The organism is Microcoleus sp. POL10_C6, from assembly GCF_036701585.1.
Taxonomy (GTDB): Bacteria; Cyanobacteriota; Cyanobacteriia; order Cyanobacteriales; family Microcoleaceae; genus Microcoleus.
Genome location: NZ_JAUBRB010000004.1, coordinates 42,987 through 66,141, shown reverse-complemented (window position 1 = coordinate 66,141; position 23,155 = coordinate 42,987). Strand labels below are relative to the sequence as shown.

20 protein-coding genes, 2 pseudogenes and 1 riboswitch are annotated in these 23,155 nt (G+C 43.1%); of the genes and pseudogenes, 13 read left to right on the top strand and 9 right to left on the bottom strand.

Going from position 1 to position 23,155, the window contains the following annotated elements; all coding sequences use genetic code 11:
* The first annotated feature begins 1 nt into the window (after position 1).
* From QUA34_RS03525 to QUA34_RS03515, 3 genes are all read left to right on the top strand, one after another.
* Positions 2-1,077 (top strand): ISKra4 family transposase gene (locus QUA34_RS03525; protein ID WP_333384116.1). Its coding sequence is split into 2 segments (ribosomal slippage): positions 2-158 and positions 158-1,077, totalling 1,077 coding nucleotides; the frame shifts between segments, so codons are not numbered across the junction.
* Between the two features lie 75 nt (positions 1,078-1,152).
* The gene (locus QUA34_RS03520) at positions 1,153-1,800 is read left to right on the top strand and encodes a hypothetical protein (protein WP_333151749.1); all 648 of its coding nucleotides are present in this window, start codon (positions 1,153-1,155) and stop codon (positions 1,798-1,800) included.
* A 55-nt stretch (positions 1,801-1,855) separates the two neighbouring features.
* Complete coding sequence (locus QUA34_RS03515) at positions 1,856-2,776, top strand: vitamin K epoxide reductase family protein (RefSeq protein WP_333151747.1); 921 nt, start codon at positions 1,856-1,858, stop codon at positions 2,774-2,776.
* Positions 2,777-2,845: 69 nt separating this feature from the next.
* On the opposite strand, the gene QUA34_RS03510 is transcribed toward QUA34_RS03515, so the two are convergent.
* Together QUA34_RS03510 and QUA34_RS03505 are read right to left on the bottom strand one after the other, a co-directional pair.
* Positions 2,846-4,036: a hypothetical protein gene (locus QUA34_RS03510; protein WP_333384113.1), complete on the bottom strand. Its 1,191-nt coding sequence runs from the start codon at positions 4,034-4,036 to the stop codon at positions 2,846-2,848.
* A gap of 145 nt (positions 4,037-4,181) precedes the next feature.
* The gene (locus tag QUA34_RS03505) at positions 4,182-4,379 is read right to left on the bottom strand and encodes a CbtB-domain containing protein (RefSeq protein WP_333151742.1); all 198 of its coding nucleotides are present in this window, start codon (positions 4,377-4,379) and stop codon (positions 4,182-4,184) included.
* Positions 4,380-4,397: 18 nt separating this feature from the next.
* Positions 4,398-4,540, bottom strand: a riboswitch (cobalamin riboswitch).
* A gap of 168 nt (positions 4,541-4,708) precedes the next feature.
* On the opposite strand from QUA34_RS03505, the gene QUA34_RS03500 reads away from it, so the two are divergent.
* From QUA34_RS03500 to QUA34_RS03475, 6 genes and pseudogenes are all read left to right on the top strand, one after another.
* Positions 4,709-6,013: an Nramp family divalent metal transporter gene (locus tag QUA34_RS03500; RefSeq protein WP_333151740.1), complete on the top strand. Its 1,305-nt coding sequence runs from the start codon at positions 4,709-4,711 to the stop codon at positions 6,011-6,013.
* A gap of 9 nt (positions 6,014-6,022) precedes the next feature.
* Positions 6,023-6,727: pseudogene (locus QUA34_RS03495) on the top strand (transposase); the annotation flags it as partial.
* A 451-nt stretch (positions 6,728-7,178) separates the two neighbouring features.
* Complete coding sequence (locus QUA34_RS03490) at positions 7,179-7,379, top strand: heavy-metal-associated domain-containing protein (RefSeq protein ID WP_333151738.1); 201 nt, start codon at positions 7,179-7,181, stop codon at positions 7,377-7,379.
* A gap of 45 nt (positions 7,380-7,424) precedes the next feature.
* Complete coding sequence (locus tag QUA34_RS03485) at positions 7,425-9,683, top strand: heavy metal translocating P-type ATPase (protein WP_333384110.1); 2,259 nt, start codon at positions 7,425-7,427, stop codon at positions 9,681-9,683.
* A 259-nt stretch (positions 9,684-9,942) separates the two neighbouring features.
* Complete coding sequence (locus QUA34_RS03480) at positions 9,943-10,920, top strand: cupredoxin domain-containing protein (protein WP_333384107.1); 978 nt, start codon at positions 9,943-9,945, stop codon at positions 10,918-10,920.
* Between the two features lie 178 nt (positions 10,921-11,098).
* On the top strand, positions 11,099-11,512 hold the full coding sequence (locus tag QUA34_RS03475) for a heavy metal-responsive transcriptional regulator (RefSeq protein ID WP_333142771.1): 414 nt from the start codon (positions 11,099-11,101) through the stop codon (positions 11,510-11,512).
* 361 nt (positions 11,513-11,873) lie between these two features.
* Here QUA34_RS03475 and QUA34_RS03470 read toward each other — a convergent pair.
* A pseudogene (locus QUA34_RS03470) lies at positions 11,874-12,936 on the bottom strand (IS630 family transposase).
* Between the two features lie 487 nt (positions 12,937-13,423).
* Between QUA34_RS03470 and QUA34_RS03465 the strand changes: the two are divergent.
* On the top strand, positions 13,424-13,618 hold the full coding sequence (locus QUA34_RS03465; protein WP_015211780.1) for a heavy-metal-associated domain-containing protein: 195 nt from the start codon (positions 13,424-13,426) through the stop codon (positions 13,616-13,618).
* Positions 13,619-13,817: 199 nt separating this feature from the next.
* Positions 13,818-14,792: a hypothetical protein gene (locus QUA34_RS03460; protein WP_333142773.1), complete on the top strand. Its 975-nt coding sequence runs from the start codon at positions 13,818-13,820 to the stop codon at positions 14,790-14,792.
* A 133-nt stretch (positions 14,793-14,925) separates the two neighbouring features.
* Here QUA34_RS03460 and QUA34_RS03455 read toward each other — a convergent pair whose 3' ends face one another.
* On the bottom strand, positions 14,926-15,249 hold the full coding sequence (locus QUA34_RS03455; RefSeq protein WP_333142774.1) for a hypothetical protein: 324 nt from the start codon (positions 15,247-15,249) through the stop codon (positions 14,926-14,928).
* Positions 15,250-15,315: 66 nt separating this feature from the next.
* Here QUA34_RS03455 and QUA34_RS03450 point away from each other — a divergent pair, with 66 nt between their 5' ends.
* A complete protein-coding gene (locus tag QUA34_RS03450) occupies positions 15,316-15,522 on the top strand; it encodes a hypothetical protein (RefSeq protein WP_333142775.1) in 207 nt (68 codons plus the stop codon).
* Positions 15,523-15,746: 224 nt separating this feature from the next.
* On the opposite strand, the gene QUA34_RS03445 is transcribed toward QUA34_RS03450, so the two are convergent.
* The 3 genes from QUA34_RS03445 to QUA34_RS03435 form a co-directional block, all read right to left on the bottom strand.
* Entirely contained in the window at positions 15,747-18,389 is a 2,643-nt protein-coding gene (locus QUA34_RS03445; RefSeq protein ID WP_333142776.1) for a S8 family peptidase, read from the bottom strand.
* Entirely contained in the window at positions 18,382-19,446 is a 1,065-nt protein-coding gene (locus tag QUA34_RS03440; RefSeq protein ID WP_333142777.1) for an ATP-binding protein, read from the bottom strand. The genes QUA34_RS03445 and QUA34_RS03440 overlap by 8 nt, the downstream gene beginning before the upstream one ends.
* Before the next feature lie 92 nt (positions 19,447-19,538).
* A complete protein-coding gene (locus tag QUA34_RS03435) occupies positions 19,539-19,781 on the bottom strand; it encodes a hypothetical protein (protein WP_333233857.1) in 243 nt (80 codons plus the stop codon).
* Between the two features lie 749 nt (positions 19,782-20,530).
* Here QUA34_RS03435 and QUA34_RS03430 point away from each other — a divergent pair.
* Positions 20,531-21,469 (top strand): GIY-YIG nuclease family protein, encoded by a 939-nt coding sequence (locus QUA34_RS03430; protein ID WP_333142779.1) that lies wholly within the window; start codon positions 20,531-20,533, stop codon positions 21,467-21,469.
* Between the two features lie 119 nt (positions 21,470-21,588).
* Here the strand turns inward: QUA34_RS03430 and QUA34_RS03425 are convergent, their stop codons facing one another.
* Both QUA34_RS03425 and QUA34_RS03420 read right to left on the bottom strand, forming a co-directional pair.
* Positions 21,589-21,810, bottom strand: coding sequence for a hypothetical protein (locus tag QUA34_RS03425; protein ID WP_333142780.1), 222 nt, complete (start codon positions 21,808-21,810; stop codon positions 21,589-21,591).
* A gap of 40 nt (positions 21,811-21,850) precedes the next feature.
* Positions 21,851-23,089, bottom strand: a complete 1,239-nt coding sequence (locus tag QUA34_RS03420; RefSeq protein WP_333142781.1) for an FAD-dependent oxidoreductase — start codon at positions 23,087-23,089, stop codon at positions 21,851-21,853.
* Between the last annotated feature and the right edge of the window lie 66 nt (positions 23,090-23,155).

The window sequence follows — 23,155 nt, the reverse complement described above, 5'->3', positions numbered from 1 at the left end:
CATGACACCTGAACAACAACAGGAAATTAAAACACATCTAGATGCTATTTCTGCCATCCTTTATGATGATTGTAATCCTGATTCCTTGCAGACATTAGAAGATATTGAACTTGCAGTCAGAGAGCAAGTTTTGACTCATGTGACACCACATATCGGCTTTTTTTTATCTGCTCAGCTAGCGGTACAAAAGCCGGAAGAGTCAAGACTTTAAAAAGTACCCTAGGTAATTTAAGTATCACCCAAAAGCAAGCAGATAAACTAGGCTGTGGTAGTGCTAGTAGGTTGAGTCCACATTTAGAAAACTGTTGCTTAAGACTGAGTGCCAATGTTGCTTATAAGCATGCCGCCCAAGATATCAAGTATCTAACGGGAGTGACGGTTCCGGCTAAAACACAACAAAGATTAGTACATTATCAAGACTTCAGTGAACCGATATCAACAGAAGATATTTCAGAGCTAAGTGCAGATGGTGGAAAAGTACGACTGAGGGTACATAAAGGACAAAAATCTGAATGGAAAGACTATAAAGCAATTGTGTCGGAAGCTGGTATATTGGCTAGTTTTAATCAAAATGATATCATCATTGATTGGGCAAATAAACAACCACTAGCCAAACCTGTAACTTGTTTAGGTGATGGACATGATGGAGTATGGAATATTTTTAAGGAAATCAGTAGTGAACACCAGAGAAGAGAAATTCTCGATTGGTACCATCTCAACGAAAATCTTCAGAAAGTAGGCGGTTCAATTAAGCGACTTAAGCAAGCAGAAGCATACTTGTGGAAAGGAAATGTAGAGAGTGCGGCAGCTCTATTTACAAAGCTCAAGAACAAATCAGCAGTAAATTTTTGCAAATATTTAGAAAAGCACAAAAAAAGGATTATCAACTATGAAATTCTCTCTCTTGATGGCATCTGTTCAATTGGTTCAGGAGCGGTAGAATCAGGCATTAAGCAAATAGGCAGACGGATTAAAATATCAGGAGCGAGTTGGAAATCAGAACATGTGGGACAAGTATTAGCTCATCGTTGTGCTTACTTAAACGGCTTAATTGGTAAATCACGAAAAGCTGCTTAAGTATTTTTACTCATCACAAAAGTGACACGCTCCCGCAATTCCTTCCTCCTTGTAGCAATTTGTAGAGGAAAGCAAATGGAAAGTATGCTCAAAATTCTGTTGGGAAGTCTAGCTCTTAGTATTATTCACGCATTAATTCCCAACCACTGGATGCCTTTAATTGCGATTGGTAAAACTGAAAATTGGTCTCGCAGCGAAACTTTGCGGGCTACAGTAATTACAGGAGTTGCTCATACCCTCAGCATTATCCTAATTGGAATTGTCGTCGGCTTATTCGGTTACAAGTTCGCTGCTACCTATGTAGAGGCCGCTGAAATAATTGCGCCTTTAGTTTTATTAGTTTTAGGAATTATCTATCTTTTGGCAGAGTTAGATAGTTCTCGCAGGCACCACCACCATCACGCGGAAACAGTTAATTTAACTACCAAGCGATCGCAATTTCAAATCCTAGCTGTTTTAGGAACAGGAATGTTTTTCTCGCCTTGCATCGAAATAGAAGCCTATTTTTTTTCAGCAGGAACGATTGGTTTGAGCGGCATACTTGTAGTTTCTGTGGTCTACTTAGTTGTGACAGTTTTGGGAATGGTTTTGCTAGTAGACTTGGGAATGAAAGGAGTTAATGCTTTAGAAGAAAAGCTGCATTTTTTCGAGGCTCACGAACAAGGATTAACCGGAGCAGTATTAATCCTTCTAGGAATTGTGGCTTATTTCATCAAAGTGTAAAATGGTTGGTAATACAATTTAGTCTTGGGAAATATCCAGCACAGGAAAAAATATTATGCGTCGTCAACGTTCCATGCCTTGGATTCACCGCTATTCTCGTCCGCTCACGGCAGGAATTGCCTCGATAGGGGCTGCGATCACTGCTTATCTAACAGTGGTTAAGTTATCCAACGGAACGGCAGTTTGTCCGATCGAAGGCTGCGATATCGTGCTTTCGAGTCCTTATGCCTATGTCTTTGGTTTGCCTCTTTCTTTGTTCGGTTTTTTGGGCTATTTGAGCATGATAGTTTTTGCCGTAGCTCCCCTATTGGTCAATCCCGCAGAACAGAAGAGTCTCCGCTCTAAGTTAGAGTCTTGGACGGGACTATTTCTGTTTGCTGGTAGCACAGCTATGACGATTTTCAGCGGCTATCTGATGTATGTACTGGCTGTTGATATTAAAGCAGCTTGTATTTACTGTATTGCATCTGCTTTGTTTGCAACTAGCTTGTTTGTCTTAGCATTAATAGGTCGCGAATGGGATGATATCGGGCAACTATTTTTTATAGGAATTGTGGTGTCTATGTTAGTGCTGATTTCCTCTCTGGCTCTTTATGCCGATGTGAATAATCTCGGTACAGCTAACGAGACTAGCATCAAGACTACGACATCTTCCGGTACTTCAGAAATTGCTTTAGCGCAGCATTTAAAAATAGTGGGTGCTAAAATGTACGGCTCTTTTACCTGCGATCATTGTCAAGCACAGAAAGCAAGTTTCGGCAAAGAAGCGGCGGGCATTATCAATTATATTGAGTGCAATCCTCAAGGGAAAAATGCTCGGCGGGATCTTTGCGAAGCTGCGAAGATTCAAGGGACTCCCACTTGGGAAATTAACGGTAAGTTTTACCAAGGGCAAAAATCTTTGCAGGAGTTAGCGGATTTATCTGGCTATCAGGGAACTCGCGAATTTAAAGAGCTCTCAAATCAGGAACGTTGACAAGAGTGATTTCTGGCGATCGACTTAATCATAGTCGATCGCACTTAAATTAAATTATCCGAAATCCGGTTAAATGCGCCCTACTCTCACCCGCAGCCCAAGCAAACGGCGCTGCAATCCAAATCCGATCGCCATCCCCGCGATTACAATGCCTGTAAAGTAAGCTAAAACAGTCAACCGCACTGAAAGAGGAGGCGCGACTCCCTCAACTTCAATACTTTGTAAAACCTGGAATGGTGAAAACTGACGGGCCCCGTTGGGTTGGGGAGAAACTTCTACCTCTACTTTGTGAGGTGCGCCATCAAAAAACTGCTCTTGCCATATCAGTTTTCCGGCTGCATCCGGGACACCTTTGTAGGCAAAAGCAATCCAATCATTTTCGAGTTGGGTGACTTTAACATTGAACAATACATCTGTGACTGGCTGATTTGTTTTGGTATCGGTGACTTGAACTTGTAAATTAGCAGCTTTCCCTACTGTCGCACTAACATCTCCAGAAAGTCGCACCTGTAAACCCTGAGATTGCACAATGGGGCTAGTTTTTTCTGTCGGTTTAGATTCTGTCATGTGAGACATTGGCATCGACATCTCAGACTGGGCAATTTCAGCACTGACATTAACATATAACAAGGTAGCGATCGCAATTATTATCGCCCCACTTAACAGCAATCGCACTCTTTCAGGCGCTATTTCTCCTGCTTGGATTTTGGGCTTTCCTCCAATCGCCAAGCCGCCACCTAGCCCAACAACCAACAAAATCACAGCTAAAATCCCAAAATTGCGATACCTCACCCCGTTTTCCGGCACGGATAGTGTTAAAGTTTGCTGAATAGGAGTAAAAGCATTTTCTGCGATCGGAGTCACCTTTGCTAACAATTGATAATTTCCCCTAATGGGCAGCATTTGCTGGATTTGTAACTCACCTTTAGCTGCAACAGCCTCTATATCCAGCAACTTTGTTCCCTCCACGATCGGAAAATCGGTGGTAAACCAATGATTTTTAGGCGGAGTTAAAATTGTCAAACTAATTCGAGCATTCTCTAAAGGAATCCCCGCTGCATCTAAAGCTTGCAGCTTTAACGACACTGGAGATAAAGGTGTAGTTGCCTCGGCTTCAAAGGGTAAAATCTGGCTGATTGGGGGTTCAGAAGTCAGTCGCACAGTTGATTGTGGAGACTGCGAAAACCCTACCCAACCATAGAAAAAGATACTCATCATGCAGACAGCACTGATGAGCGCAGAAAACTTTAATTTTGACATTTTAATTCTGGACTTTTAAGGAATCTCGCGCGGGGTGGGGGCGGGTTTATTTAACCTGTCTGCACTCTGAGAAAGCTCGCAGGTTTACCCGCCCCAACAGGTTAAACGAATCGCACTGCAATATCTCAAATAAAAACAATCTTGTTTAGTGACAACTAACCATCAAAGTGTGGTGGCGCAGAGAGTGTACCTTGTTATGGACGGCGGGATAAGTTGTAAAGTAAACAGTCCAGACAGTCAAAGCGCATAGGGAGATGTAGAGCGTCGCTTGCACGGGTGTTGAAAGCGTCAACCGTGCCGTTTGTTGCCAAACCGAAGAAGAAGAAGATTGAGTAGTCATCATGTACCTCGCAGATGAATAAAGTAAATTTGGGCATCGGCGGGCATCCTGACTTGGAGAACTTGTCTCCTTCACAGTTGCGGGACAGTGCCGGACTTACACCGAACTTTCCCCGTTACCTCTGGTGGCTGTTCCTCACCAGAACCGATTTGATATTCAGAGCATATCACACATTCTGTTGCTGCATTCACATTACCTGGAGTGTTAGATAAAAAATACACAACTTCATATTTCTTGCAACTTTGGCGGATTTTGAGCAATACGACTGATGAAATTTAACAGAATTTGTGAGATTATGAAAATAATATGAAAATTATTTAACAATAAAACCAATGACTCACCCCGAAAACAGACCCAGCCTTCCTGAAGTCCACCGCAGCGTCCCCGTTCCCAACAGCAAAGGTTTCTGGCGTAAAATGCTGGCCTACGCAGGGCCGGGATATTTGGTTTCAGTGGGTTACATGGACCCCGGAAACTGGGCGACTGACTTAGCGGGGGGAGCCAAGTTTGGCTATGCGCTATTAAGTGTGATTTTGCTATCTAATTTGATGGCAATTTTGCTGCAATCACTCTGCGTGCGTTTGGGAGTGGCAACGGGACGAGATTTGGCACAAGCTTGTCGAGATTATTTCAGTCCGCGAGTCAGTTTTTTGCTGTGGATACTTTGTGAAATTGCTATTTCTGCTTGCGATTTAGCTGAACTTGTTGGAAGTGCGATCGGACTGCAATTGCTATTTGGTATTCCCTTAGTTTGGGGAGTGTGCATCACTGCGCTAGATGTAATAATGGTATTATTTTTACAAGGAAAAGGCTTTCGTTATATCGAAGCTTTGGTGATTACGATTATTGCAATTATTGGCGGTTGTTTTATTGCAGAAATGATTTTTGCAAAACCTGATGCCGGAGGAGTTTTACTCGGTTATGTTCCCAGCCTAGAGATTTTGCAAAATCAGGCAATGCTTTATATTGCGGTGGGTATTTTGGGGGCAACTGTGATGCCGCACAATCTTTACTTGCATTCGTCGATCGTGCAAACTCGCTCTTGGGAAGAAACTGCTGATAAAAAATGGGAAGCAATTAAATTTGGCACAATTGATTCCACCGTAGCGCTGTCAATAGCTTTGTTTATTAATTCAGCAATTCTGATATTGTCGGCTGCAAGCTTTCATTTTTCCGGGTATCAAGAAGTAGCAGAAATTCAAGATGCTTACAAACTGCTTTCTCCGGTACTGGGTGTGGGTTCTGCTAGTGCAATTTTTGCCTTTGCTTTATTGGCTTCGGGGCAGAACTCAACCTTGACAGCAACTTTAGCAGGACAGATTGTGATGGAAGGGTTTCTAAATTTTCGGCTGCGACCTTGGTTGCGGCGCTTGCTGACTCGACTGATTGCAATTGTGCCGGCTTTGATCGTAATTATCTTGTTTGGTGAAGGCAGTACAACTAATTTACTGGTTTTCAGTCAAGTGATTCTCAGTTTGCAATTACCCTTTGCAGTAATTCCCTTGGTAATGTTTACCTCAAACCGCAACTTAATGGGAGAGTTTGTGAATCCATTTTGGCTGAAAGCCTTAGCTTGGTTAGTGGCTAGTATTATAGTAGGATTAAATAGTTGGCTGTTATTGCAGACTATTTTCTAGTAATCTGCGATTGCGGTAGAGGCAGGAACACATTTAATATTTGATGCCTTAATGTGTCCATATAAAATGGGAGAAAGAGTAAGAGCGTTAAAGTTGTTACGCTCAGTAACGCCAGGAATGCTATTGATGTGGGATAGAGGCTTACATTCTTATGCGATGGTAGAAGCTACAGTCAGTAAAGGTTGTGAGTAGAAGAGTGCGAATTCCATCCAACGTTAAATTCTTAAACCAAACACTATTAGATGATGGTTCATATTTGAGGAAAGATTTATCCATCAGGCAAACTAAGAAAAAAAAGATTTAAGCCCATACAGGTAAGAGTAATTGAGTACACAATTGAGGCTCCCGAACACCCAGTCACACAAATTAGATATCGTTTAATTACGAGCTTGTTGGACGCTGAAAAATTTCCAGCCCAGTCACTTGCTTGTGAATATCATCAACGTTGGGAAGTCGAGAATACTATTGATGAAGTCAAAGTACATTTATTGGGAAGAAAAACTCATATTCGTTCTCAAAGACCGAAAGAAGTGGTACAAGAAATTTATGGTTTACTACTAGGACCGAAGAGCTGTACGGTCATTAATTTTTCAAGCTGCAAGCAGTGCCGGTGTTTCACCATTGCGTCTGTCTTTTACTGGAACATTACGAGTGATTCGTCGTGCTCTGCCAAAATTCCAGCGGTTACAACCACAAGAAATTCTCTTCTTTTGAATTGGTTAACTTTAGAGATACTTGACCAACTTCTACCTGAAATGGTTCATAGAAACAACCCAAGAGTTGTGAAAAAGCCTGTCTCAAAATTTCGCTCTAAACAAGTTAAACACAGAGGTACTGGAATAATAATGAATCCTCCTGTATTTATTGTTTTAAGCACTGCATAGCCCTTAACTGAACCGTATTGGCGCAGAAGGGACAGGTCCACACTTGGCCTTGATTGAAGGGAAGCATGACTCCCTGCGTGCGATCGGCGCCCCAATCTAGGATACACCGACTTTGAAAACACGCCCTAGGGATTCAAGAGACAGCAGATCATGGTGTCCAGGGTGTTGATTTCTCCTTTTTAGAGGTTCTCAAAAATTTCTTTTCATTCCCCCTTGACACTCCAGTGGACTGGATACTGCAAGATAGGATTAACCCCTCAAAGGAAAGGAAAAATACAACCATGACACTACAGCTAAAAGTCCCTAACATGGCGTGTTCAGCTTGTGGCGAAACCATTACCAAAGCCATCAAGACAGTAGATGCCGCCGCAAATGTTCAGGCAGATCCCAAAACCAAACTGGTCAATATCCAAACTCAAGCATCTGAAGCCGCCATTACAGAGGCAATTACAGTGGCAGGTTATCCCGTTACCTGTCACTAAAGATTTCTCAGACCCATTTTAAGGATGAAAATAAGGAGATTTTGTATGGAAAACGCCACTATGAAACTGCGAGGCATGAGTTGTGCCTCTTGTGCAAGTAACATCGAAGAGGCAATCCGCTCAGTTCCGGGAGTTGAGACGTGCAATGTTAATTTTGGAGCTGAACAAGCCAGCGTTACCTATAATCCCAGCCAAACTGATGTAGCAGCGATTCAGGATGCCGTGGATGCGGCTGGATATTCTGCTCTGCCGATGCAAGATGATGTACTTGCCCCAGAAGATGATGCAGAACGGCAGGCGCGGCAAAGTGAAAATCAGGACTTGACCCGCAAGGTGTGGGTTAGCGGTATTATCAGCGCCGTTATCGTGATTGGCTCGCTGCCTGCGATGACGGGATTGCCTATTCCCTTGATTCCCATGTGGCTGCACCATCCCTGGCTACAACTTGTACTCACTACTCCAGTATTGTTTTGGGCGGGTAGGTCTTTCTACATCAATGCCTGGAAAGCCTTGAAGCGTCATACCGCGACAATGGATACGCTAGTAGCGATCGGGACAGGGGCAGCTTACCTCTATTCTCTATTTCCCACCTTCTCTCCCCAGTGGTTTATCAGTCAGGGTCTTAAACCAGATGTGTACTTTGAAGCGGCATCTGTAATTATTGCATTGCTCTTGCTAGGACGACTGTTGGAAAACCGCGCTAAGGGACAAACCTCAGAAGCAATTCGTTCTCTTATGGGTTTGCAGGCAAAAACGGCGCGGGTAATTCGTAATGGACGAGAAGTGGACATTCCCATCGCTGAGGTAGTGTTGGAAGATGTCATTCTAGTTCGTCCGGGTGAAAAGATTCCCGTGGATGGCGAGATTATTGATGGCTCCTCAACGATTGATGAGGCAATGGTGACGGGTGAAAGTGTACCCGTGAAAAAGCAGCCTGGTGATGAAGTGATTGGAGCGACTATTAACAAGACTGGAAGCTTCAAATTCCGAGCCACACGAGTGGGTAAAGATACGTTTTTGGCGCAAATCGTTAAACTGGTGCAGCAAGCGCAAGGCTCCAAGGCACCGATTCAGCGATTAGCCGATCGCGTTACGGGATGGTTTGTCCCTGTTGTGATTGCCATTGCGATCGCTACCTTCATCATTTGGTACAACATCATGGGCAACGTCACAATGGCATTGATTACCACCGTGGGCGTGCTGATTATTGCTTGTCCCTGTGCGCTTGGCTTAGCCACGCCAACCTCGATCATGGTGGGTACAGGTAAAGGGGCAGAAAACGGAATTTTGATTAAAGGTGCAGATAGTTTAGAACTGGCGCACAAACTGCAAACTGTTGTTTTAGACAAAACAGGCACGATTACCCAAGGTAAACCCACTGTAACGGACTTTATAACGGTTAATGGTACCGCCAATGGTAACGAGCTAAAACTTCTGCGCCTCGCTGCATCCGTCGAACGGAATTCAGAACATCCTCTGGCAGAAGCGGTGGTGCAATATGCCCAATCTCAAGGAGTGGAGTTGACGGATTCACGGGAGTTCGAGGCTCACGCAGGCAGTGGTGTGCAAGGGTATGTATCCAATGAATCGGTGCAAATTGGAACTCATCGTTGGATGAATGAATTGGGAATTGATACCAGTAGTTTGCAGCAACCGTGGGATCGATTGGAATATCTCGGTAAGACGGTTATCTGGATTGCCGTAAATGGCAAAGTAGAAGGAATTATGGGCATTGCCGATGCCGTGAAACCATCTTCTGTTGTCGCAATTCGCACTTTACAAAAGATGGGATTAGAAGTGGTAATGCTAACAGGTGATAACCGTCGCACGGCGGAAGTCATAGCGCGGGAAGTCGGCATCAAACGAGTTATTGCAGAAGTTCGTCCCGATCAAAAAGTCGCTCAAATCGAAAATCTTCAGGCAGAGGGCAAAATTGTCGCAATGGTGGGGGATGGAATCAATGATGCGCCTGCTCTAGCTCAAGCTGACGTAGGCATGGCAATTGGCACAGGAACAGATGTCGCGATCGCAGCGAGTGACATTACCCTGATCTCTGGCGATTTGCAAGGCATTGTTACTGCCATCCAACTGTCTCGCGCTACGATCCAAAACATCAAACAAAATCTGTTTTTTGCCTTTGTCTACAATGTGGCAGGCATTCCCATCGCCGCCGGAATTCTTTTCCCGATTTTTGGATGGCTCCTCAATCCAATTATTGCCGGGGCAGCAATGGCATTTAGTTCCGTTTCTGTAGTAACAAATGCCTTGCGTCTCCGTAACTTTCGACCCAAAAATGTTGGCTAATTTGATTCGTGCTTAAGAGGGACTAATGATGAACAAGCAACTTACATTTTTAGGAACATTAGCAGGATTTGGCTTTCTGCTTGGGGTAATTTCCGGTTCAATTTTTGGAGTGTTAACGTAGCCTATTTTTGCACTCTGATGAATGAAACATCGAACGATAGCGCGGGTTTTGTCAATCACGAAGGAAATTTACTAAATACCTTTGTTCAAAACCCGCTCTTACTCCCATAATCTTGTTTATTTTTTAGGAGGTTTTCAAATGAGCGGCAAAACAACAATTATCGGTACTATTGCTAGTCTCGGGGTTGTACTAGGAATGTTATCTGGTGAAGGAATAGCGCAAAATACCCATGAAACACACCCAACTCAAACACAGCAAAGAAGTCAGTTTCATCGCATTGAACAACCCTTAAGTAACAAGATTTTAGTGACTTTGGCTGGACTCGGATTGATTAGTTTAGAACTTTGGTGGTTTCTCCTTAGCAAACCCCAATCTCAGAAAGCAGTTACAGCCAGTGGAGGAATTCAAGAAGTAACCGTCACCGTTGATGGTGGTTATGAACCCAGCCGCATTGTTGTGCAAGCTGGACAACCAGTGCGTCTTAACTTTCACCGCCAAGATCCTAGCAGTTGTTTGGAACAAGTCTTAATTCCAGATTTTCATATTGCAGCAGATTTGCATCTGAATCAAGTAACCTCTGTTGAATTCACACCTAAAAAAGCTGGCAGTTATGTCTTTAGCTGTGGCATGAATATGTTTCGAGGCGAAATTATCGCCACCGAAGACCAACAACTTGCATCAACGGGGTTCGAGGAACCTCAAACAGTAACAGAATCCCAGTTCAATTCATCCCTGTCAACACATCAGCCTGAAACAATAATTGACGCTGAAGCTATGCAAATCAATCCAACTGTTGACCAGGGCATCCAGAAAGTGACTATCGTTGTTAACAAAGGCTACACGCCCAATCATCTGGTAGTTAAAGCAGGTAAACCCGTTCAACTCAATTTTTTACGCGAAACTTCTAGTGGTTGTTTAGCGAAAGTGCTGATTCCCGATTTTGGCATTGCTACCGATTTGTCTTTGAATCAAGTAACAGCCATTGAATTCACTCCCGAAGACGTAGGAAACCACACTTTTAGTTGTGGCATGAATATGTTTCACGGTACCATAGAAGTGCAAGCCGCTAACGTCTCTGACCCAGATGAAATGGCTGCTCAGGCCTTAAATAACTGACCGTCAACCAAGTGCGATCGCTCGAATGGTTTGTCCAGACGCCTACTGCTACCCAAAGTTGCGACATTCAGGCGATCGCCACTCTGTCATTCAAAAAAATGTCTAGCCCCTCTTGACTCTCCACTCGACTGGATAGTTTATCATAAGCTTAGAGTTGGATTCAGTAGAGGAAATGAGTATGTTAGTTCAAGAAAAGCAAAAACTCATTGGTTTAGTTGCGAAAGAAAGCGGTGTACCGATCAAAACCATTCGCTACTATGAGGAACTCGGTTTAATCAAGGCATCAGGCAGAACCGAGGGGAAATATAGATTATTTAATTCTGATATTTTGAATCGGCTAAGGTTTATTAAACGCGCCCAAACTTTGGGATTAAGTTTAGCCGAGATTCAAGAATTATTGACGGTTCACGATGGGGGAGAGTTGCCTTGTGAACACATCAAAGTCCAGTTGCAAGATAAACTGCTCGCTATCGATCTACAAATTCAGCAACTATTTATCCTCAAACTAGAGTTGGAAGGATTACTTTCAGGTTCGCCCACCTTACTAGAAAAGGTTGATTCCATCATTTGTCCTCTGATTCAAAAAAAGTAAATTTTTCTATAACTTAATTGTTTCGATCGGTATGTCAACGGAGGTTATAGAAGTTAACACACTGGTTTCTTATCAAAAAATAATATCGCTCAACACAACTGCCCCATACACTGATTAAGGCAAGTTCAACACTTATGGTCAAAGTCGGAAAATCAGGGTTTATATATCTTCTTGGTGCCTAAATATTAGAGTTGCAACACATTAAAAAAGATCAATTAGCAGGTCAAATACTTGACAATGAGCTAGAGCTTGCCTACACCGTAATTCAGGGAGTAAGTAGTCGGACATAAATAAACAATGCTATGTTAAGAAAGATTAAATAGGCAAGAAGAAAACACTTCCTAATAGTTCAAAAACCTAACTATTCGGAATGGAAACGATATCTTTGTACTTCATAACCAGATTGCGTCGCTCTGGCTTCAACTGCTTCCATGACGGCAATTGCTAATTCATATTCATCCGCAAACATTCGTCCCGCCAATTCATCTTCCTTTAGTCTTTGCCATTCATTTTCAATCCGATTCATTTCCGAACAATAGGAGGGTAGGTTAAACAAATATAAACCTTGACTCTCCCAATAGGCATGACGTTCTTTAACAACTTTGCTAGTATGAATAGAACCCCTATCTTGAACAATAACAGTAATAACTCCTGATTTTACCAGCTTTACTTGTGCTTTCTGTGCCTGCCAATCCATCAATTTAATATAGGACTTGCTGTTGAAGTTTTTAACAGCTAAACCGTATTCAAAACTGTTGTCTATTTCTAATAAACCACAGATATTAAGTCGTCTTCCTTTCTTTTTTGTTTGCTCAATTCGTTTTTGTTCCCCTTTTTTTGCCCAGGTATAACACACTTGCGCCCACAGACTAAAGCCGGATTCATCTAAGTATTTTAAGTGAATATCCCCCGCTGCTGCTGCCCATTCCAGCATATCTAGGTCCGCTTGACCAGTTTTTCTTTGGGTGGGATTTTGTTTGGATTTATGAGAAGTCCGTGTTCTTTTCCACAATAAGTTTTTTTTTGAGGATTCTTCTCAGTTGGCGTTCACTTAAACTCACTTGACGTTCCGTTGCTAAGAACTGACACAATTGCTTACTATTGTAAGTCCTTTGTTCTATTTCTAATTTTTCTTCTACGGCGGCGATGTCTGATGGGAGCCATTTTTTGTTCCTACCTGGACGCGGGGCATCCCACAATCCTTCTAATCCTTTTTCTTTCCATCTGTGTAAGGTTGAACGTACTGTGTTTGGCGAACATTTCAAATAGTGGCTAATTTTTTCAACTCGCCAGCCTTGCGCTGATAATCGGACAGTTTCGGCTCGCTCTTTGGTTCTAGCAGGAATATTTTTGACTTTTCTTAATTCCCAAAGTGTCTGCTCTTCTTCACAATTGAGAAAAACTCTTAATGGTGGTGATGACATCGCTTGATACTGATATAATTTAAGCATTATAACTGAATTTTTACGGCAATTTCTGAGAAGCTGTTTGTTTAGCATTTGCTTTCATCACAGTCGATCGCTCATCGCAGTCGATCGCTCATCACAGTCGATCGCTCATCACAGTCGATCGCTCATCACAGTCGATCGCTTAATATTTCTTTATACCACACTGTTTATTTATGTCCTACTACTTAGAAGTTAGATAGAGGAGAAAGAAAAAACTACCGTACCCCAACGTGTTAAATTTAAATCCAATCACCACACTTAATCTTTTGTTACATAAAGATAATTTTTCCTGCCTACCTACTTATGTCGGTTTATTCTGAAAAAATTTGTTAAGTTTTTTTCGCTACCCCTTGACTCTCCAGTCGAATAGAGAATTTAAGCTGTTATTAGGTTGAGTAAATTCACGATTGATTTACTCAACCAACTTCACCCATTAATCACCATCGATTAGAAATTGAAGGCTATGGTACTGCAACTAACTGTTCCTAAACTGGCTTGTTCTGCTTGCGTGAATGCTATCACCAAAGTTATTCAAACGCTTGATTCTACTGCCTCGGTTCAAGCCAATCCAAAAACCAAACTTGTCAGCATAGAAACTCAAGCCTCCGAAACAGCAATCAAAGAAGCAATAGCTGCGGCTGGCTATCCATCCGTGTAAACCTTTTAGTTTTTTTTCCTGCCAGCGGTTAGCTTTTGGCTAGCCGCCAATCCTAAATATTCATCTTAACTGTGGAGTTTATCAGTAGTTTTTAGGATTCATTTACAAGAATGCCCTTAACTAAAAACTCCAAACGAGAATAGCAAAATCTGAACCCCTGATAAATCGACAACCTCAAGTTTACTAACTGGAGAAAACAATGAACCCATTTTTAACTGCAATTGCTATTACTTCAACTCTCATCCTAACTCAAGGTTGCTTCTCACCCTCAAGCACAAAATTTGGCAAAACATCAAGTTCTTCTGCCTCACAAGTGGCAAATACAAGTTCTCATGAGGGTCATGTAATGGATAATGTCCAAAAATCAGGAGCTAATAAAAATCCTCATGAGGGTCATAATATGGAGGATTCCAAAACCCATGACGCGGGAGAACAACATCATGATGGTGGTCATTCAGGGCATTCCGATGCCGAACCTGCAAATGCTATTGCTAAGCTGACAGTTCCCTCCTATATCGCGCCCACAACTCCCGTACCTTTGGTAATTGAAGTCCAAAACAAAGAGGGAAAGTCTATTGCTGATTTTGATAAATTTCAAGAACAATTAATGCACCTGATTGTCGTTAGCGATAATCTCCAATATTTCAATCATATTCACCCCACCTATAAAGGAAATGGACACTTTGAAGTTCAAACTGATTTTCCCGGCTCTGGTGGTTACACGCTGTTCAGTGATTACAAACCAGCAAAAAATGCAGAACAAGTTTCTGTCTTAAAAATGCAAGTTCCTGGTCAAGCTTTAGCTCGGTCAAAAGTTGACATGGCTACCACAAAAACTTTGGGAAATACTAAGGCTAACCTCACGTTTTCTCAACCTCAAATAAAAGCAGGACAAGGAGTTAACTTAATTTTCAATTTGCAAGATGCTAGTAGCAACCAACCGCTGAAGGATTTACAGCCCTATTTAGGGGAAAGAGGACACTTAGTTATCCTCAAGCAGTCATTACCGTTGACAAAAGCCGACTATATTCATGCTCATGCCTTGAAAGATACTCCAGCAGGAGAGGTTCACTTTATGACCAGTTTCCCCCAACCAGGAAAATATAAGCTTTGGGGGCAGTTCAATCGTAATGGTCAAATTGTCACGGCTGATTTTTGGGTAAACGTGGAATAGTTATACTCGCATTTTTCGTTTCTGAAGCAGAGAAACAGATTTTTGTTTCAAATGCTTGATTTCTCAACATTTTGCTATCAGCTAACTACTGGTGGCTGATAGCAAAACTCCTTGGCGATAAATCATGAGTAAACTATGGAATCATCGGAATTACAACCTTCTTCAAACACCAATCTACAAATCCATTCAGAGTCCGCTTCTTGTCGGCGATCGTCCCCTTCGTTATTGCTCGTGTTGCTCCTTGTGGGCGGTGGAGGGATTGGACTGTGGCGCGTTTTTGCTCCGACTCAGGAAAAGTGGCATGGTGGGGGTGAACTTGGACGTACACTTTTTTAGACTGCACTACTAAAAATCCCGTGTTTGTTACTTTTAGCAACGGCGGTGATTCTCCATACCGACTTGGGCGATCGCCGGCTATCTTGGATTTTAAACATTCAAGAGCGAGGAAAACTGCCACTCCCCGCGTTCCTCAGCACAAAAAGCCAGGTTTCACTGCAATCACAATTGGGCTTCAGGTGAGATTATGTGTAACGCCCCAGGTTTTACTGCTGTGCCTCATGCAGCAGCCCGTGTAGAAACTTCTTTAAGAATAGAAAATAATTCATCTAGCAGTTTAAAAGGATGCAGGGGTGCGATGGCGTTCCGCCCCGCAAGCTACGGCATCAGTTACGCTTGCTGTCAGAATGTCCTAACTGTGAGGCTAGGTTTAAAGTTCCGGCGCAGTGGGTAGATGGGTGGTGTCAGGGGTGTTTTCTGAGTTTTGTGGATATGGAAAAATATCAGAAGCCGATTAACTTACTAAATAGAAGGCAAAAAAGGTAAAGTTTCAATTCGCAAACAAAATGTAGAACTTTTTGTAGAGCAAAATAAGCTATATAGTTTAGTTTGTAGTTAGTAGTAGCTTCCCTTGTATTACCCCTATACTGGGAAAATAATCCGAAATACTTTAGCTTTTTAGACTGATTGCTGAATTTGTATTTTCTCCTGCAATTTAACTTCAGTACCTGCTTTCACCTCAGCTTCAACAAACGAGCCATATACATCGATACTTGAATTTACTGCTTCAAAACTAACAGCCAGAGCAAAAGGTACGTCAGCATTGCTATTTTGGTTCCATCCTGTATGTCCAACTACAGCAATACAGAAGCTTTTGGGTAGCTCATAAGACTTTACAGTCGCCCAATCTTTCTGAACAGTTCCTCTCCTTCGAGACAGTTCCTTTACTATGCCATCAATGCCATTTGCTCGTGTTTGGCCTTTGCCTAACTGTCTTTTTCCCAATGTCCATTGGAATAGCTCGTTATCTTTCTCGGTTTCTTCTGGTGCATCATAGTCTTCGAGAACTTGAGCTAGAAAACGCTTGGGATCTTCTTCCCGTTTGCTACAAGTCCAATCTAACCAAGTTGATAGATATTTCCTACAGTTACGTCGGGTACGACGAGGTTCAGCCACATAAGAAAGGGTAATTTCAATCAGAATGTCAAATCCTTCCCCTTGAGGTAGGAAATTTTCTGGCACTTTTACTTGATAAACCTTGGCTTGTCGAGCTTTAATGCGTTCTGTCCCTCTAGTTGTCAGCGTTACACGATTTAGGGAATTGCCAAGGGCGCGATAGATATCTGGAATTCCATAACCCATAGTCCGAATGGCATGATATAAATTAGTCTCCGAATTATTCGTCCAAGCTGGTAACCGTGCTGATTGAACGATGAGTGCGCGGTAAAGCAGTGTGCTTTCTTGAGGTAATGCTGCTGCTAATGCGGCAGCGATATGTGTAACTTTAGGAGCAGCAAATGATGTCCCTACGGCATCGGCACTAACAGCTTTACCACTATCACGGGTTGAACGAATTAATTCTGGACTAACTGATTCTGGTGTAGTGAAATTTGGTGAAGTTGGTGAGTCAATCACATAGTCCCCACCATATTCAACCACTTCTGGTTTAATAGTATCCCAAATGCCTGGGCCAGAACAGGAGAAAGAAGAAGGATAATTCTCTTCTGCTATCGACCTTAGAGGCGGCTTATTGTAGGTACAATGAGCAACAGAGCCAACAGTTAGAGCTTGAAAACTCTGTGCTGGGTTAGCGACCCGTGCAGAGGGTTGCAGCAGATATTGTGGATAGTTACGACCAGCTTGTATGTGAGCGTAAATTGAAGGGCGCGTCACATAGTTGGACTTTGCTTCAATATTGCCCGCCGCAACAATGAAGAGAACATCATTTTCCCAACTTAGTTTATCGATAGCTGCTGCCCAAGGAGTCATTGATTGGGTGCGACATGGGGAAATTGCAGCTACTGAGTGGTTATAAATTCGTGTTCTAGTTTGGCGATAATAAATCTCCACAATTTCTTCTAAAACGTTAGGCGGGAAAAACCCTTTAGGTAGTTCGTTTTCCGCATTGAGAATTCTAGCATTTTGAAGCCAACACACTGCCTGCTGACGACCTGTTTGAGGAATGCCTCGTGGATATAAAACTGCTCCTGCAACTCTAGTGCCATGTCCACCATATTTACAATAATCAGCAGTCATATTCGTTTCTCCAGGTACCCAAGATGTAGAGAGATTAGAGTCAATCGCAACTTTCAGTTTAGGGTGAATTTCTTGAATACCACTGTCTATAATACAAACTTTGGGTGCGTTTGGATCAGGTGCTTGTAATTCAAACTGTTCCCGATCTGATTCAGAGTTATTAGGTGTAACGGATGGAGCGATAAATTCATCGATTTCACTGACATCGAATATATATGGAAAGTTGAGGACAAGATCCTTCAGACCTTTACCAAGTATGCGAATTCGGCAGGAAAAGCTATCGGGTAGGCGTGAAATACCCATTTCATTACCTGGACTGGACTTCAAAATTTTTCCACGATATAGTGGATCTTGAATAAATTTTTGAAATTGCTGTTCTCTTACCCAATAAAGATCATCCCATTCTTCAGATGTGAGATTATGTTTATCTAACCATTTATTAATGCTTTTCAGATACTTGTCATCGTTATGAAAACGTTCCCGCTTGGGGCATCTCGAATATTGTTCTTGAATGTTGATGCAAGAAATACCTACATCTACAATATATTCTTGATGATCTAAAATCTGACCCCACTGTTCTTTAAGGCTAGGGGAAAGGATATATTCTGGTCGTTGAGTCCCCTCCAAAATTTCCCATATTTCTGGAACTTTGCCGCCCCCATGCTCAGACTCAATAAATTGCTGAATCTTTTTTCTGAGTTCCGAGAGTTTTATATCTGCTGAAGCTCCAATAATGTAGCCCTCCTCTAGATCAGCAACTATTTCAATCCCGAAACTTTTCAGGGCATCTGCATCAAATAAATTAGGATCTACTTGTAAAATGAATGAAATTGCATCTGGCAGATTAGGCTTACAATCTTCCTCGCGTTTTTCGCGTTCTTTCTCCCAATTTGAGACAATAGATGAAATAGAAGAATTTAACTTGCTACTATGTCCACCTACATCACCTTTATTAGCCAGCGTTGTTGTAGAGGTTTTTTTCGCACCTCCGGGAGATGGCGTAGCAGTTCCTTCATTAGTCAAACGTAGAGGTAAATGAGAAAATTGATTTAATTGTTCAGACATGGGAAATTATAACGTCTTGAATAGATGCCTCTAAGTGTTCTTGGATGACAAGCTCTTCTCGATCAAGGATGGCGCGTTTAGCCGCATCTTGAGCAACTCGAACAATTTGTGCTGCTGAAAGCTTGTCTAATTTCAGCACAATATTTCTCCAGTCGATTATACCCAACTCTACAGAAGAAAGTGTCTGTTTCAAAATAGCCTCAATTTCTGCGGGTGTTGGTTTTGGCACTTCGATGACATCATCAAATCGTCGCCATACAGCTTCATCCAGAAATTTAGTTAAATTTGTGGCTGCAACAAGTAATCCATTTGAGGCTTCATATTCATCAAGTAGTTGTAAAAAAGTATTAACCACTCGCTTGATTTCTCCTACTTCCTGAACGTCTTCTCGTGATTTAGCGATCGCATCACATTCATCAATAAATAACAAACAAGGAGTTTGAGAGGCTGTTTCAAATACTTCGCGCAAATTGGTTGCAGTTTCCCCTAAAAAGGAAGAAACCATTGCATCAAAACGTACTTTTACGAGAGTAAGTCCTGTATTCCAAGCTAGACGTTCGGCTCCCATAGTTTTACCGCACCCCGGAGTACCATAGAGTAGTATTTTTTGGCGGTAGCGTAAACCATGATGAGCTAGTCGGTCACGTGCAACATATTCTTTTTCTATACGACGAAAACGATCTTCCACAGCATCTGAAAGAATCATATGGTGTCGTAAACGCTCTCTAGGAACCGTAACAATAAAGGGATGGTTAAAACGTTGCTTGCTCGATAGCAAGGTTAGGGAGTGAGTATCATGTGTCTTTGAAAGAACACCGCTAGAAGGTGCAGAAGAAATTGCATCACGAGAGAGCTTAGGTGAAAGTGCTGGAATCTCAGGAGGGATACGAGAAGATTGAGAATTACTTTTGTGGGTAATATTTTGGAGTTGTTCAGCTAGGAGGGTGTGTCCTTTTTTACGTTCTTCCTCAACGACTACAGATAGCATACTTTGGATCGCCGTTTTATCTTCACTGGCGATCGCTCTAAATAGCCGTTTAAGCACGTCTCCTTTCATTTTGCTGATTTGCTACTATATAGTACCATTGTACTATTTCAACCAATCAAAGTCCACCAGTTCGAGCGATCGCACTTTACCCCTCCACTCTCTCACGCAACCGCCCATAAATCACATCTCACATCTAACCACACCGGTACTACAAACTTACCCTCAGCCCAAGCTGCTACTACTTTTCCCACATCGAACTCTACCAGCTTAGAATCTCCTGCCTGCGACTCCTTGACAAAAATTAACCGGTTTGGCTCCCGATCGCTCAAAAGCCCCGGATACTTCTCCTGGAGAGTTTTTAGAACTTCTCTAGCCACCTCAAACGTAAAACCACTGACAGCCAATACTCTATCGTCGCCAATGCCGCAAAATCTAGGACTTGCTCGCAGGCAAAAACAAGCTCTAATCAACGAATTACTGATCCAAGCCAGTAAAAACATTCAAAACATAGAGGCAAGCATTTAGGTAACGGCTTGTTGGTCGCAGCCGCCGTTGTTTCGTCTCAAAGCATTACCCCACAGCAGCCGAAGCAAAGCATAATCGTGCTTACCAGACCAAGTAGTGCGATCGCGCTGTATGACGGTCAGCGAAGGAACGGGCTAATTTTGTCCAGTCCCGTCTTGAACCAAGTAGCGGATTAGAGCATGAATTGCCCGCTGTGCCGTTAGCGAGAGAGCAACTCTCACAATACCTATCAGCCTCGGACTGAAGAAATTCCCGATTGGTGACGAGCAATTTTAGATTAGACCTCTTGCAAAATAATTTTGTGCTATTATGGAAAGTTTAGCCAATTTTATAATCTAGCAGGCTGGGCAAGTTTAAGGAGAGGCCAATCAACCCAATAATTCAAAGTTTGACCTAAACTTGAGCAAACTTTTAAGTATAACACATATTTTTTTTGCAAGAGGTCTATTTTAGATTTTAGATTTTAGATTTTGGTGGATGCAAGGATTAAAGTCACGCATCAACAGCATCGAGTGCTGATCGCTTTACTCACGCCCGCCAGAAGTTCTCACCCCTGGATTTGTTACAATTCTCGATCGTGTGGAGCAGGTGCATCTACGAAAACCTGCTTTTAGGAGAACTTTTGACTATGTGGCTTAAATTTGGTGTTGCTCCCAGCGGAGAACTGGCGAGCATTGATGAGGTTGTGCGCGGAAAAACTAACCTCGCTTGCCTCTACTGCGGAGGCTCCCTCACAGCGAAAAAGGGTTCCGTGAAAGAACATCACTTCGCGCACACCGGGGAAACTTGCAAGCCCGTTTCGCAGCGGATTAAAACCAAAGCGTTTCCATCGCTTCCCCTCTACGATAACTTCAACGTGCGACTTAAAGGTGAGGAATTAGAGCAATTGAAAGTGCTGTGGAAAGAGTACGGCGCACAAAATTACGCCATTCCCAAAGACTTGGTAAACTTTCGGTGGGAACTCAAAGGATTGGTGGAGTCGTCGGGCGATCGCACTTATCACTTTACCGACTTGGGTAAAATCCCCGTTGGCGCGCTTCCCCTGGCGCTGTTCAACAAAGTCCAGGAACCTTTGCTGCTGTCGGAGCTGGCTTCGTTGGAAGGCTCTGTAGAGATTGCTGAAGCTGCGGGTTTATCTTGTTTGGATGAACGGCGGGCTGATTTGCTGATTTATCGAGCACAGCTTCGTCGGATTCTGGTGAACTCGCTCTACTTCCTTGAGGTAAAAGCTGACGAAAGCTGCTTCTATAAAATTGGGGTAACAACTCGATCGATCGAGGAACGCATCGCCGAAGTGCAGCGGGATGTGAAAGCGCATTACTCGGATGTGACCGTCAATTTGCTGGGACTGTGGGAACACCGGGGGAATGTGGAGCTGTACTTCAAGCACCGGTACAAAGCTTTTAATTATCGCATTGGCAAGCTGACAGAGTATTTTGCGTTTCCGAACGTCAAGGCGGTGCTGAATGATTTGTACGGGATGGAAGCAAAAGTGTTGAGTGATGTTGAGTCGGATGCGATCGGTCTGAACTGGAGCCACACGCCTCGAATTGGCCTGAAGTCCTGACTCAACTTCAACTTTCTGGAAAAAAGAAACTTTTTAATCCGGCGTTGCTGATTTACGGTATGAAAGGCTAAATATGCAAATCATAGAAACCAGTATCACAAAGCTTCTCGATTTTAAAGTTATTTTTTCATACCCTGATTAAGCAAGGCCATCTCTCGATATGCCCAATCGAGCGAGCCATAAAGATCAACATTTAGATCGAGCGCATTTTGAGCCGCCGCAAGGTAACTCGTTAGGCGACAATAATGCGCGATCGCGTCTAGCTCTGCCTGATGAGCCGCCCGGACTTGTGCGATCGAAAGTTCAGAATTGGCAGGAGTCGGCAGAATTGAGAAACGCATAGTTACTCACTTCAATAAAAATTTAGTTCCTTGTTTTGGGTCAAGGAGCTGACTCAAGGCTTGACCCAATCAGTTGAGCGACTCGAAAGGCAGAAGCGATCGCTCCTTCATGCAAGCCATCGCCAAGGTAGGCTCCCGCATGGTAGGTATTGTTCTCGCCATTGGTGGCAACTACTTCATCCCGATAGCGGAACGACTCAGTGGTGTAGAGTGGGGTGTGATGTTCCTGAGTGTGAATGATGCGATCGGGTGCAATCAACTCCTCTAGTTGGAACGATAAAAAATTATGCTGTGGCGACGAGATACCGCAAAGCTGATTTAGGCAGGCGTTATAGCCCCAGCGACTGTCTGGCTTTTGGAAGAAATCAAATTCTGAGGGTTGTGTAACGCCATGTCGGGCGTACATGGAAATATCTCTATGAACTAAGGTCGTTGCATAGTGGGCTTTCCAGCCGGAAAACTGTTTAGTTTCAGCGTCGGTCGGGTCAGCTAACAGCGCCATCACCTGGTCAGGGGGCGTAGCAAACACGACTTTATCAAACTCCTGAATTTCACCCGTCGAGCGCACAATTTTCACAGCATCCGAGCTTCTGGAAATACGGTCAATCTCTACATTCAGCAAAATCTCACCCTTAAAGCGTTCCAGGATTTTTTCAATGTAAGCATACACGCCGCCCTTAACCCTGACCCAGTTGACTGCGAGATAGTCGCGTAACATCGGAATCGCCAACTCTGCTGGAAAATCATCAATCAGTTCAAATGGGATTGAATAGCTATACATAACCAACAACTTTAGCCAGGTATCGCGGCTACCGGAGCCTGGCAAATATTCCGACAGCGGACGATTGGACAAATTTTGCAAGTTAGCAAATTTCGTTCTCAGCCATAATCCCGCAGAACGGGCATAGATGGTATCGAGGCGTAACTGTTCGATCAGCCCGTGGACACCTACAAAGTTCTTCTCGATCGTGACTGCCGATAGAAAGTGGCTGCCATCTTTAAGAAACATGGCTGAACCAATATCGACGGGTTCTAGTTCTACCCCTAGTTCTTGCATCAGCGCGATGAAGTTGTAAAAGACAGTCGGGAATTCGAGCACTCCACTTTCCAAAATTTCATCGCAATCGGACTGGTTCGGCTGCACGTTCTTGTTCAATGTCCGAATGTGCCCTCCTAACATGGGCTGCCGCTCAAACACGGTGACATGATGCCCTTCTTTATCAAGCAGGTAGGCTGTAGCCATGCCGCTAGCTCCGCCACCAATAACAGCGATTCTCATAATTGACCTCTAAGTTTATGAAATGGATAATGCGCGTAGGCGTAGTTCGTCGTAGACATCATCTGT